We start from the raw sequence: 12,754 nt of genomic DNA, 5'->3' as shown, positions 1-12,754 counted from the left end.
TTCAAACCTCCTCGACGATACGCGCGACGTTTTTCTGCAGGGCTTTGATCACGTCTTCCAGCGTCTGCTTCTCGGAAGGCTCCAGCGCTTGCAGTGGCGCACGGACCCCGCCAGCACGCAGGCCGCTGAGCTCGCTGCCATGTTTGATCGACTGCACGAACTTGCCGCTCTCGAGGAAATCCATCAACGGCAGCATCGCCGACATGATCCGCCGGCCTTTATCGAAGTTCTTTTCGAGCACGCAGGCTTCGTAAAGCGCGATGTGTTCACGCGGGATGAAGTTCGAGCCGGCGCAAACCCAGCTGCGCGCGCCCCAGGCGAAGAACTCCAGCGCCTGATCATCCCAGCCACAGGACAACTGGATCGACGGATGAGCGTGAGCCAGGCGGTGCAGGCGACTCATCTCGCCCGAACTTTCCTTGATCGCGGCGATGTTCTTGCAGCCAGCGATGGCTTCGAAAAACTCGTCGCCCATCGCCACGCCCATTCGCGACGGATAGTTGTAAAGCATGATCGGCAGCCCGGCCGCCTTGTCCACGGCGAACACATGGGCGGCAATTTCCTTCTGCGTCGGCAACGCATACGGTGGCGAACCGACGAGGATGGCGTCCGCTTCGAGTGACTTGGCCTTTTCGGCGAAGTACACCGAGTCTTCGGTACGAATGCCGCCGGTGCCGATGACCAGTGGCAAACGTCCGCGGATCACCTCTTTGGCCCGCTCGGCCACGGCCACGCGCTCCTCGGCGGTGTGCGCGTAATACTCGCCGGTGGAGCCGCCAATAACGATGCCGTGAACCTTGGACTCGATCAGATATTCGAGCACGTCGGAGAACGCCGAATAATCGATCTGGCCATCAGCGGACAACGGGGTAATGGCAGGGGTAAAGATTCCGTCAAAGTTCATAGCGTTTTCTCCAGTGGTTCAATGTTCAATCCGTACACCCGACGGCATGCCGGGCAAACTGTGGTTATTGGCGGCGCAAGCCTTCAGGACGGCAGCAGAGCGACGAGGTTTCAGCGACTAGTCAACGGAGCCTCAGCTTTCTCTCCCGGCGCGGTACTGCCCCCACTTGAGGTTCATGTTCACCCCAAGCGAAAGAAACGGTTCTGGCGGGTTGCTGTTGGGCCCCGGCGCCTGCAACAAGAAATCAATCAGCGGGTCACGCTGCCCCGCCAGCCAGTCCGCGAGCAACTTGCCGGTGACGGTTCCGCGCGTGACGCCCAGACCGTTGCATCCGAGCGCGCCATAAACGTTGGGCGCCAGTTCACCGAAGAAGCCGTTGTGGTTGCGCGACATGGCCAAGGCGCCGCCCCAGGTGTATTCGAACGTCACGTCCGGCAACATCGGGAACCGCTGATCGAATGAAGCCTTGTGCCGACGCACGAAACGTTCGTTGTATTTGCTGTTGCTGCGGCCATCCGGGTTGAAGGTGAAACTGTTGCGGATCAGCAGGCGGTTATCCGGGGTGCGGCGCACCGTGGTGCCGAACGGATCCGCCGGAATCGCGCCCCAGAACGGTTTGCCGCCCAGCCGTGCCTGTTCTTCTTCGGTCAGTGGCCGCGTGATGCTGGCGTAGGTGTAGATCGGCAACATGCGCCCTTGCAGGAAACCGAAGCGCATGCCGAACGAGTTGTTCGCCAGAATCAGCTTGTCGGCGGTGATGCTGCCGTGAGCGTGTTTGAGGATCGTCTTGGCGCCGTATTCCACTTCCAGAATCGGGGTGCGCTCATACAGCGTGACGTTCGATGGCAGGTTGTCGGCGAGGCCTTTCACCAGTCCGGACGGTTGCAATAACACTGCGCCCGGCGTGAACAACGCCTTGCGGTAAAACCGCGTGCCCAGATGTTCCGGCAACTCATCGCCATCAATCATTTGAAAAGGCTGATCGAGTTTTTCCAGGCCCCGGCGATAGGCATCGAGTACGGCGATCCCACGGTTTTCTACCGCTGCCTGATATTTGCCGCAGGCTTTCATCTGGCAGTCGATGCGGTATTGATCGACCAGCTCGCGAAGTATCGATTGGCCGGCCAGATTGAGTTTCAAACTGGTCCGGGCAAGCGCGATGTCACCGATGTAATCCTCAGCGCCAATGTCATGGGGAAGATCAATGGCAAAACCGGCATTGCGCCCCGATGGCCCCAGCCCGACTTCCTGCGCTTCGATGAGCACCACTTCGTCATCGGGAAAATTCAACGCCAGTTGCCGCGCGCACGCCAGTCCCGTGAAGCCGGCACCGATGATCACCCAGCGAGCGGAACGGTGCCCACGGTGCGCCGGCTCGGGACTGCGTGGCTTGCTCAAATGAAACCAGCCACAACTATCATCATCGGCGGGTAATGAACTGACTTTCATAGTGTTGAACCGTTAATCGTTGAAGTTGCAAAACGCACGCGGCACAAAGCAAACGCACGCAGTGGCGTTGATCCGGAAACTTGCAAAACTGGCACTTGCGCAAACAGTGACGATTGACTGTTTGTTTTAAAAACCGGCCGCCACGGCATAACGGCCGCTGCTGGCATAGTCGTTGGCGTAGTAATAATCCCTGAAGGTCATGGGCGGTAAGCCGAACAGGTCCTTGAAGCGTTTATAGAAGTGCGGATAGCTGACAAACCCGGTGGCCAGAGCGACATCCGTCAACGAGCGATCACTCTGCACAATCAATTGCCGGGCCCGAGTCAAACGCAGTTCCAGGTAGTAGCGATTCGGTGCCGCATTCAGATAGCGGGCAAACCGTCTTTCCAGTTGCCGGCGTGACACGCCGACCTGGCTGGCGATTACGTCGATTTCCAACGGTTCCTCAATGTTCTTTTCCATCAAGTCGAGCGCGATGTTCAAAGGCTTGGAAATCGCTGAACAGCGAAGGCTGTCGGCAGTCTTCGGTTGAAGATGTCCAGACTGGTGAACCCGTTTTATTTCATCGACCAGTGCCGCATCGTTGCGCGCGCCCAGTTCCTGCATGATTGCCAGGGTCATATCCAGCGCCGAATGAGCGTTGGCGCAAGTGGCTCGGCGCTGTGTGCAAATAAACTCGCGAGTCGATACCTTCAACTGCGGGAAATATTCATGGAGCAGACCGCAACTGTCGCTGTGGCAGGCGAACTCCTGAGCCTCGAGCAAACCGGCATCGGCCAGATAAAACGCGGCATTCCAGCAACCGGCGACAATCCCTTTGCTCGCCGACTTCTTGAGCACTCGGCGCAGCACTGGCTGCGTGGCAAGCCTCACACGCTGGCCTCCGACGACAATCACCGCATCATGATTGAAGCCTTCTGCGACCAGCCTTTGCGAGGCCAGCGACACGCCGATATCACTTTCAACCAGCCCGCCCGGCAGTGAGTAGGTCGACACCTTGTAAATCGTTTCGCCATTGATCAGGTTTCCGGTGGCCAGGGCATCCATCGTCGTTGAAAGGGTCGTCAACGAAAAATGATCGAGCAGGATGAACGCCACCCGCACGACATGTTCATGACCCGACATCACGGTGGATGGGCGAAAGCCGATGTTCTGTTGCTTCAACGGACTCTGGAACGTTTCCATCTTGCGTCACCCGCTCGCCTTCACTTGAAACGACAACCTTTTGGCTTGGCGACTGGCACAGCCCGCCGCCAAACCGTGGTCGAACCGATTACTTCGCTGCCGCCCGGGCATCACTCAACCAGCCGTCATAGGCTTGCTGGTTGGCCTTGATCCATTCCGCAGCGTGGCGCTTGATGTCAGCCAGCGACTTTTCACCGTTCTGCATGCGCAGGTTTTGCGCACTTTCAGCGGCCGTCGGGATGCTGACTTCAGAGAGGAACTTGCGCGCCACCGGGTTCTTCTCGGCGAACTCTTTGTTCATGACGGCATTGATCGTGTCCACCGGGAAACCGAGGTTCTTGCCGTCATGGAAGGTGTCCTTGCTTTCCTTGCCATCCGGCAGCGAGGTGAACGGCACCGGCAACCAGACCACGTCACGCCCTTCCACCAATACACTGGCAATCCACTGCGGAACCCAAGTGAAAAACAGCACGGGTTTGCCTTGCTGGAAGCGCGCAATGGTGTCTGCCATCAACGCGAAGTACGAACCGCGGTTGTCGACCACCGTTGGGCCCAAGCCATAGGCTTTCATGTGGTGTTCGACCATGATCTCGCAGCCCCAACCCGGGTTGCAGCCTGTCAGGTCAGCCTTGCCGTCACCGTTGCTGTCGAAGAGTTTGGCGATTTCGGGTTTCTTCAGGTCCGACAGATCCTTGATCTGATAAGCGTCGGCAGTTTTCTTGTCGATCATGTAGCCCTGGAGCACGCCTTTCATGACTTGCCCGACTTTGACCATCACGTCATCGCCGCCGGCTTTCTCATAAAACGCTTGGTGCAGGTGTTCCCATTCATGCACGGTGAAGTCCGCATCGCCGTAAGACAGCGCGAGAAACATCGCCGGGTAGTCGACCTCTTTCGGCTGTTTGACGTCGTAGCCCAACTCCTTAAGGCCGGCGATCACCACCTCACCACGAAAGCGTTCTTCAGCAATGGTCGGGAAAATCGGCGTAATCGAAACGCCGGCACCGGGTTTGTTGGCATCGGCCGCGTAGACCGCCGAGCACAACAAGGTGCCAAACACTGAAGCCACGAGGCTCGCAACCACGCTTTTCTTGAGATTTGTCAGTTTCATGTTTCACCACGCTTGGAGTTTTTAATGGGGTGAGCAGGCCAACTCAATTCGTCACTGGACGTGCAACGTTCTTCTTTTTCTTCAGTTTCATCACCAGCCCCACCGGGCCGCTTTCATACCAGCGCTGACCGCTAGCCAGGTCGCTGCTGCGCTCACCCATTGCCTGGGTCAGTCGGTCAAGGAATACCGCGAGCAGCACCAGCCCCGCGCCGCCGACGCTAGCCAGGCCCATGTCGAGGCGGCCGATGCCGCTCAACACCATCAAGCCCAGACCGCCCACCGAGATCATCGAAGCGACGACCACCATCGACAGCGACAACATCAATGTCTGGTTGAGGCCGGCCATCATCGTTGGCGCCGCCAACGGCAACTGCACTTTCATCAGCATTTGCGTAGCCGTGCAGCCGAACGCGCGGGCAGCTTCGACCTTGTCTGCAGGGACTTGGCGAATACCAAGGTTGGTCAGCCGCACCAGCGGCGCGACGGAAAAGATGATGGTGACGATCACACCGGGGACGTTGCCGATACCAAAGAGCATCACCACCGGCACCAGATAGACGAACGCGGGCAGTGTTTGCATGGCATCCAGTACCGGACGGATGATCATTTCCGTGCGATCACTGCGTGCACACAGGATGCCCAGCGGTATGCCGATCACTGCGCAGAACAACAGCGATGTCAGCACCAGGGCCAGCGTGACCATCGCATCGCTCCACACACCGATCAGTCCAAGCCCGGTGAGGGTGACGACGCTGAAAATGGCGATGCGTTTGCCGCCAATCTGCCAACTGATCAGTCCGGCGATGATGATGAACACCGTCGGCGGAACCGACAGCAGTCCCCACTGCACACCGTCGAGCACTTGATCGACCGGCCAGCGGATCGAGCGAAACACTTCCCTGAAGTTATGCACCAGGTATTTAAGGGCGGTTTCCACCCAGGATCCCAAAGGAATATTGAGACTTTGAAAGGGATCTAAAAAGTTGAAGTCTGACATGATGCTACCTCGCACTCAGAAACGGCATATCAATGCTGATTATTCGCAGTTCAGCTGTTACACAGACAACTCAGAAGATGGCCTTGCGAAATCGAGCCTTTATAAAGCCCAACTTCATCCACCACCGGCATGGGAGTTGCCGAGGCCGCAACCAGATGAAAGATGTCGCGAAGAGACGCTTCCGCTTTAATCGGCGTTTGCCCGCCCGGTATATAAGCGACATTGCCATCCTGTTGCGCGATATCGCCCGCTTTCAGAATGCGACTGGTGTCGAAGCCATTAAAGAAATCGCGAACATATTTATTCACCGGGTTGCACAGAAGTTCACGCGGCGTGCCGATTTGCACCACCCGCCCGCCTTCCATGATCGCAATGCGGTGACCGATGCGAACCGCTTCTTCTATATCGTGGGAGATGAAAATGATCGTGCGGTCCTGCTCGGCCTGCAGCTTGATCAGTTCGCCCTGCATTTCGCTGCGAATCATCGGATCGAGTGCCGAGAAGGCTTCGTCCATCAGCAGAATGGCGGGATCGTTGGCCAGCGCGCGGGCCAGGCCGACACGTTGTTGCATGCCGCCGGAGAGTTGGTGAGGAAAGCTCAGCTCCTGCCCCGAAAGCCCGACCTGCTCCAGTGCGCCCATCGCGCGGCAATAGCGTTCTTTTTCGCTGACACCGCTGATTTCCAGGCCGAAGCTGACGTTGTCGATGACACTCATGTGCGGCATCAAGGCAAACGACTGGAAGACCATGCCCATGTCTTTGCGGCGAACCTGTAACAAGTCCTTGTCGCCCAGGCCGGTGATTTCCTTGCCATTGAGAAAGATCTGCCCGGAGGTCGGTTCGATCAGCCGGTTAAACAATCGGACCATGGTCGATTTGCCCGAACCGGACAAACCCATGATGACGAAAATCTCACCACGGCGAACCGAGAAGTTGGCATCAAAAACACCAATCGCCTGACCGGTCTTTTTGAACACTTCAGCTTTTGATGCGCCTTCTTTAACCATTTTCATGGCAAGTGCTGGCTGCGTACCGAAGACTTTGAAAACATTCTTTACGCAAATGATCTCGTCGGAACTTGTCATACCTTGCCTCCTTCGCATCGTGCATCTTTCGCATTAAGCGACAGGCAAACGAGCAAAAATAATTGTAAGCGGCAGCGGTAATGAATAGATGTCTTCACGACGGGCTTCCTTTTATTATTTTTGAGGTCCCAGGAAAAAGGGATGTTTCAAATCTATTAGCATCACCCCGCTTAATCCAACTACATTTACAGGGGCAATTCGATAACGTCGGGTTATCGGTTGCGACGACAGCCATTGCCGAGTGCCGCGTCAGCACCATGAGCGACCGGGTCTATCCCCACAGCGACGCTCGCGTAGCCCTCCCCGCACGGTTCCGTTACCCTCCTCGCGCTTCGTTGGGGAGCTGTATCGTTAGGAGAGTGTACGAATGAGCAAGCATGTCGACCCTGACACCATCCTGCTGAAAATGCCGTCCTTGAGGGCTGTGAAGGCATTTGTGGCCGCCGCCAAATACGAAAGCTTTACCCGTGCGGCCGAGGCGTTGTGCGTTTCGCAAGCCGCCATCAGCCGGCAGATCCGAGAGCTGGAAAGCTACCTGGGCGCACAACTGTTTACCCGCGTCGGCCGGGCGGTGGAACTGACGGCCGCCGGCGCGGTGTTCTTCGATGCCGCGCAACTGTCGTTCGTCAACATCGCGCAGGCCGCCGAACGCATCCGCAGCAGCCAGTCGACCAAGAAGGTCCTCACCGTCTGTTGCTCGCCGGCCTTTTCCGCACTGTGGCTGTCGAATCATCTGCAAGAGTTCTTCGCGCAGTGCCCGGACATCGAACTCAACCTGATCACCACGCAGAACTTTCTGACCATGGAACCCGGTGTCCAGCCGGACATCTTCATCACCAAGATTTCGCGCATCCGTGATGGTTATAGAAGCTACCCGTTGTGCCACGACGTGATTTACCCGGTGTGCACCCCGCAGTATCTGGAGAAGCACCCAGAGATTTCGACGATCGAAGGCGTGCGCGATTCGGCCCTGCTCAACCTGAGCCCCTACGGCCGCTCGCAGGTCGCCGAGCATGTCGACTGGGGCGTGTGGCTGGCGTTTCAGGCCATCGATATCGATGACCGTCCGGCCAACAGCCCGCAGATCTTCAACGCCAACGACTACAACCTGCTCATCAGCATGGTCCTGACCCATCAGGGCATTGCGTTGGGCTGGAATCACTTGGTCACGGGATTGGTGCAGCAAGGTCTGCTGGTGCGACCGATCGAGCAACAGGTGCAATTGCGCAACAGCTGGCACTACCTGAGCTGTCGCGAAAGCTCCGAAAACGAAGACGAGCTGCGGCGTTTTCGCGAATGGATTCTGGCGAAGTTTCCCCGCCGTTAATCCAGCCTGCACAAGCCTCGGGCGATTTGGTTATCAATAGCCCAACGAAAATGTTGCTAGAGCGGCACCCTCCCCGTGGCTCATTGTTGAGCCGCGCCGGCCATGATCGGTTCGGGTCAACTCACAGGAAGGGATTGTTGAATGTCACTCTTCGAATTCTGTCGCGACTTTGATTTCCTCGATGCCCCGCTCAAGACCCGCGCAATTGTGCAGGACAGTCTGCTGGATATCGTCGGCGTCATGGCCGGTGCGGCCAGCAATGACACCAGCAGCGCAATGCGACGTTTTGCCGAACGGCATTACCCGGCGGGCGCTTACAGCAGTCGCCTGATCTTTGCCGGTCAGCGTGTCAACGTGCTCGGCGCAGCCTGGGCCGGAGGGTTCAGCGCTGACAGCCTCGACGCCCACGAAGGCCACTTCAAATCCAAGGGTCACGCCGGTGCCACCGTGGTTCCCGCCGTGCTCGCCCTCGCCGATGCGCTGCATTATCAAGGCCACTCAGTCAGCGGCCACGACCTGCTCACCGCTCTGTGCATCGGTTATGAAACGGCGCTGCGGGCCGGTTCTGCCTTGATGGCGACCTCGCCGACGTATCACGCCTCAGGTGGGTTTTCGGCGCTGGGTGTGGTCTGCGCTGGGGCGCGCTTGTTGGACTTCGATGAACCGACATTTCGCCATGCCTTGGGCATCGCCGAGTACTTCAGCGCACGCTGCCCGATGATGCGCGTGGTGCAAGCGCCGACGATGCTGCGCGATGCCCACGGTGCAGGCGCATTTGCGGGTTTGAACGCGCTGTTCATGGCCCGGGAAGGCATCACCGGCGCGCCGGCAGAAACGGTTGAAGACGTCACCGTCGCTGAATACTGGCGCGACATCGGTACGCGCTGGGAGATCGACAGTCAGTACTTCAAACCCTGGCCAGTTTGCCGCTGGGCACAACCGGCGCTGACCGCCATGCTCGAACTGCAGCGGGAAAATCCGCCACTCGATGCCGACTCGATTGAAAGCGTTCGGGTGGAAACGTTCTACGAGTCGATGTGTTTGCAAGGGCATACGCCGAGTGATGCCGATCAGGCGCAGTACGCCCTCGCCTTTCCGCTGGCCGCACTGATTGTCCGCGGCAAGGTCGGCCCGCAAGAGGTCACCGGGGCGGCGATTTTTGCCGAAGATATTCTGGCATTGAGCCGCCGTATCGAAATCGTCGAAGCCGCCGATATCTCGGCCCGATTCCCCGACGAAATCCTCTCGCGATTGACCATCACCCTAAAGAACGGTGGCGTATTGGTGAGTCCGGTCACCGCCGCGCGCGGGGATCCCGAAACAGCCCTCAGCGCTGAAGAATTGAGCCAAAAGTTTGATTTGTTCGCCAGCGGTCTCGGTGTAGAGCGCAGTGCCGAGGTGAAAGCGGCGATCAATCACATCGCTCAATCCAGCTGCGCCATTACCGCCCTGGAACCGATTTTTCACCCGGTTCCGGCACTCTAGCCAGGTGCTCATCGATAACGCCAACGCATGAATTGCCCACAGCAAATGTCGTTTGTGACGTCTGTCCTGGGCCATATAGGCTGAGAACCATGTCGCCTTTGGGAGGATAAAAATGAACAATAAAGAAAGCGTTTTTGACTTGATCGCTCAGCGCAAACCCTGGCACTCGCTGCCAGGCGCTCTTTACAGCAGTGAAAGTGTTTACCGTCAGGACCTTGAGCAGATCTGGCACAAGGACTGGATCTTCGCCGGCCACACCTTCGAAATTACCAAGCCGGGGCAGTATTTCACGCTGCAGATCGGTGACTATCCCGTCGCAGTGGTACGCGGCAAAGACGGCGAGGTCCGGGCATTCCATAACGCCTGCCGTCACCGTGGCGCGAAAATCTGCGAGGCCGATCACGGCAAAGTGGCGAAGATGGTTTGCCCGTATCACAAGTGGACGTACGAGCTGGATGGCAACTTGTTGTTCGCCGGCAACATGGGCCAGGATTTCGACAAATCCCAATACAGTCTGAAAAACGTTCACTGCGAGATCGTTGATACCTACATTTATGTCTGCGTGGCCGCCAAGGCTCCCGACTTCGAAGGCTTTCGCAAAGCCGTCAGCCCTTTCATCGCGCCGCATTACCTTGAAAACTGCAAAGTGGCGTTCGAGTCGAACATCGTCGAGAAAGGCAACTGGAAACTGGTCTTTGAAAACAATCGCGAGTGCTACCACTGCGACGGCTCACACCCGGAGCTGCTGCATTCGTTCGTCGATAACCTTTCGGTGGGCGGCGTCAGTGGCGAAGATGATCCAGAGCTGTCGGCTTACTGGTCCAAGTGCGAGAGCGCCGGACTGCCAAGCCGTTTGGTGATGGACATCAACGGCCAGTTCCGCATGACCCGTATTCCGCTGTCATCCGGTGCGGTCAGCTACACCATGGATGGCAAACCGGCCGTTGCCGGTCGCCTGGACAAGACAGCTGAAGCGGACATCGGCGCGCTGCTGTACTTCCACTATCCCTCCACCTGGAATCACTTCCTCGGTGACCATGCGCTGAGCTTCCGCGTGCTGCCGATCAGCGCCACCGAAACCTTGGTCACCACCAAATGGCTGGTACCTGACAGCGCAGTGGAAGGCGTTGATTACGATATCGAGCGCCTGACCAAAGTCTGGATTGCCACCAACGATCAGGACCGCACGCTGGTCGAGGGCACTCAGCGTGGCGTGACCTCGCCTTCGTATGAGCCGGGGCCTTATTCGGAAACCGCCGAGACCGGCGTTTGCCAGTTCGATGACTGGTACTGCGCGACCATGATGGATCGGCTCAAAGGCCCCATTCCGTTGAAGTCTGTTGGCTGATCTGCGTTAACCCTGCTCCCTGCCAGCATCCCGACGGATGCTGGAAGGGAATCTTTCGTCCCGAAAAGCTGTTATTCCGGCTCGTCGCCAAAAAAGCCGTGAGACACCGATAAGGATGTCCGCCTCAATGAACACCTCGACGTCATCTTTGGCAGCTTATGCAAACCACGGCGAACGCGTGTCCACGCGCATCGTATTTTTGATCACCGGCATCGTGATGTCGGCCTGGGCACCGCTCGTTCCGTTGGTGAAAGCGCGTACCGGACTGGACGACGGCGGACTGGGCCTGTTGTTGCTGGGATTTGGTATCGGCTCGATCGTCGCCATGCCGTTTGCCGGTTACCTGACCGCGCGTTTTGGCTGCAAACCGGTGATCATCTGCTCGACTGTCGCGTTGTGTTCAGTGCTGCCGATGCTGAGCCATCTGACATGGCTGCCGGGGCTGGCGCTTGCGGTGCTGGGGTTCGGCGCCAGCATGGGCATGCTCGATTGCGCGATCAATATCCAGTCCATCATCGTTGAAAAGAACAGCGGCGAAACCCTGCAATCCGGCTTCCACGGGCTCTACAGTGTCGGCGGTATCGCCGGTGCCGGGGCCATGACGGCGATGCTCAGCTTGGGGCTGGATCCGCTGTTGTCGGTGCTGTGTCTGGTGGCAATCATCCTCGCCGCGCTGTACAAGGCTGCGCCGAGTTTGTTGCCCTATGGCACCGAGAGAGACGGCCCGTTGTTGGCGCTGCCACGGGGGATCGTGCTGCTGTTGGGCAGCTTGTGTTTCATTGTTTTCCTGACGGAAGGCGCCATGCTCGACTGGAGCGCGGTTTTCCTCGCCTCGCAACGCGCAGTGGAACCCAGCTACGCCGGTTTGGGCTATGCGAGTTTTGCGGCGGCGATGACGCTCGGGCGCCTGACCGGAGATGCCATTGTCAGCCGACTGGGTGGCATTCGCGTGGTGGCGCTGGGCGGGATCTGCGCGGCGGCCGGCATGTTGGTTTCGCTGGTGTTCGAGAGTTGGCAGGCGTCCTTGCTGGGCTATGCATTGGTCGGCATCGGCTGCTCGAACATTGTCCCGGTGCTGTTTACCGCGGCGGGTCGGCAACAGCGCATGCCCCAGCGCACGGCGATTCCGGCGATCATTTCCATGGGCTACGCCGGCATTCTCATGGGCCCGGCGTTTATCGGCATGGTTGCGCATCTCAGTACGCTGGTGGTCGCTTTGGGTGGCTTGGTTTTCCTGTTGTTGTTTGTCAGCTACGCCGCAAGATTTTTGAAGGCCTGATGCGCTGGTCACAAGCCTTTGGAACATTGATCGGCTTGAAGGAAATCTTTTAGCGAAGCCTGATAAAGGGTCAGTGGTCGATTGTCGGGCTGCGACAGTGCAAATGGAATCACAACGAGATGTGAAACCGTTGTGGCGTTTACTGAATAGGTTTTTTGCCTGCAAACGCCGTTTTCTTTATTCAGGATGAAATCAAACTTGAACAGGTCTGGCCTTGTGCACCAGCTCGGAATCAAACCAAAACTCAACCCCGTCAAATACTCTTGTGTGCAAGCGCCCCCCAATGAAAATTCCGAGACTTTGATTTCCAGTGCAGGGAGGCTCGAGGCTGCAGGTCTGGAGCTGAGATCCTGTGCATTTGGAAACATGCTTTTTGTCCGCGCGTAGGCGTCTTTGCCAAGGCGACTGTTTTTCCAGGGAGAGTCTATTTCGTAGCTGAAGCTGGAGATGATTTCCTGGGTTGCGGTTCCAGCGTGTTCGTTGATTGTCGGCACGGTCGCATAGGAGGTACAGCCGGAACACAGCATCGCGACACTGACAACAACACATCCATGAGCTATTAAGCGGCGCATTCTAAATTTCAG

11 protein-coding genes are annotated in these 12,754 nt (G+C 57.7%); 4 read left to right on the top strand and 7 right to left on the bottom strand.

Going from position 1 to position 12,754, the window contains the following annotated elements; all coding sequences use genetic code 11:
- Position 1 precedes the first annotated feature (1 nt).
- The 6 genes from AC5SEM_RS11065 to AC5SEM_RS11040 form a co-directional block, all read right to left on the bottom strand.
- Positions 2-904, bottom strand: a complete 903-nt coding sequence (locus tag AC5SEM_RS11065; RefSeq protein WP_495472975.1) for a dihydrodipicolinate synthase family protein — start codon at positions 902-904, stop codon at positions 2-4.
- A gap of 132 nt (positions 905-1,036) precedes the next feature.
- Positions 1,037-2,353 carry an NAD(P)/FAD-dependent oxidoreductase gene (locus tag AC5SEM_RS11060; protein ID WP_495472974.1) on the bottom strand — a complete coding sequence of 439 codons (1,317 nt, stop codon included), beginning with the start codon at positions 2,351-2,353 and terminating at the stop codon, positions 1,037-1,039.
- 126 nt (positions 2,354-2,479) lie between these two features.
- Positions 2,480-3,538 (bottom strand): GlxA family transcriptional regulator, encoded by a 1,059-nt coding sequence (locus AC5SEM_RS11055; protein ID WP_495472973.1) that lies wholly within the window; start codon positions 3,536-3,538, stop codon positions 2,480-2,482.
- 88 nt (positions 3,539-3,626) lie between these two features.
- Positions 3,627-4,649 carry a glycine betaine/L-proline ABC transporter substrate-binding protein ProX gene (proX, locus tag AC5SEM_RS11050; RefSeq protein ID WP_495472972.1) on the bottom strand — a complete coding sequence of 341 codons (1,023 nt, stop codon included), beginning with the start codon at positions 4,647-4,649 and terminating at the stop codon, positions 3,627-3,629.
- A 43-nt stretch (positions 4,650-4,692) separates the two neighbouring features.
- A complete protein-coding gene (gene proW, locus AC5SEM_RS11045) occupies positions 4,693-5,646 on the bottom strand; it encodes a glycine betaine/L-proline ABC transporter permease ProW (protein ID WP_495472971.1) in 954 nt (317 codons plus the stop codon).
- Positions 5,647-5,696: 50 nt separating this feature from the next.
- Positions 5,697-6,731 (bottom strand): quaternary amine ABC transporter ATP-binding protein, encoded by a 1,035-nt coding sequence (locus AC5SEM_RS11040; protein ID WP_160057837.1) that lies wholly within the window; start codon positions 6,729-6,731, stop codon positions 5,697-5,699.
- Positions 6,732-7,098: 367 nt separating this feature from the next.
- On the opposite strand from AC5SEM_RS11040, the gene AC5SEM_RS11035 reads away from it, so the two are divergent.
- From AC5SEM_RS11035 to AC5SEM_RS11020, 4 genes are all read left to right on the top strand, one after another.
- The gene (locus AC5SEM_RS11035) at positions 7,099-8,058 is read left to right on the top strand and encodes a LysR family transcriptional regulator (protein ID WP_150706698.1); all 960 of its coding nucleotides are present in this window, start codon (positions 7,099-7,101) and stop codon (positions 8,056-8,058) included.
- A 141-nt stretch (positions 8,059-8,199) separates the two neighbouring features.
- Positions 8,200-9,543: an MmgE/PrpD family protein gene (locus tag AC5SEM_RS11030; protein ID WP_495472970.1), complete on the top strand. Its 1,344-nt coding sequence runs from the start codon at positions 8,200-8,202 to the stop codon at positions 9,541-9,543.
- 112 nt (positions 9,544-9,655) lie between these two features.
- Positions 9,656-10,891, top strand: a complete 1,236-nt coding sequence (locus AC5SEM_RS11025) for an aromatic ring-hydroxylating oxygenase subunit alpha (RefSeq protein ID WP_495472969.1) — start codon at positions 9,656-9,658, stop codon at positions 10,889-10,891.
- 127 nt (positions 10,892-11,018) lie between these two features.
- The gene (locus tag AC5SEM_RS11020) at positions 11,019-12,170 is read left to right on the top strand and encodes an MFS transporter (protein WP_495472968.1); all 1,152 of its coding nucleotides are present in this window, start codon (positions 11,019-11,021) and stop codon (positions 12,168-12,170) included.
- An 8-nt stretch (positions 12,171-12,178) separates the two neighbouring features.
- On the opposite strand, the gene AC5SEM_RS11015 is transcribed toward AC5SEM_RS11020, so the two are convergent.
- Positions 12,179-12,742 (bottom strand): hypothetical protein, encoded by a 564-nt coding sequence (locus AC5SEM_RS11015; RefSeq protein WP_495472967.1) that lies wholly within the window; start codon positions 12,740-12,742, stop codon positions 12,179-12,181.
- Positions 12,743-12,754: the final 12 nt, after the last annotated feature.

It is taken from the genome of Pseudomonas sp. CH61 (assembly GCF_059429415.1).
The sequence above is the reverse complement of the archived record's forward strand: the minus strand, read 5'-3'. Positions and strand labels throughout refer to the sequence as shown.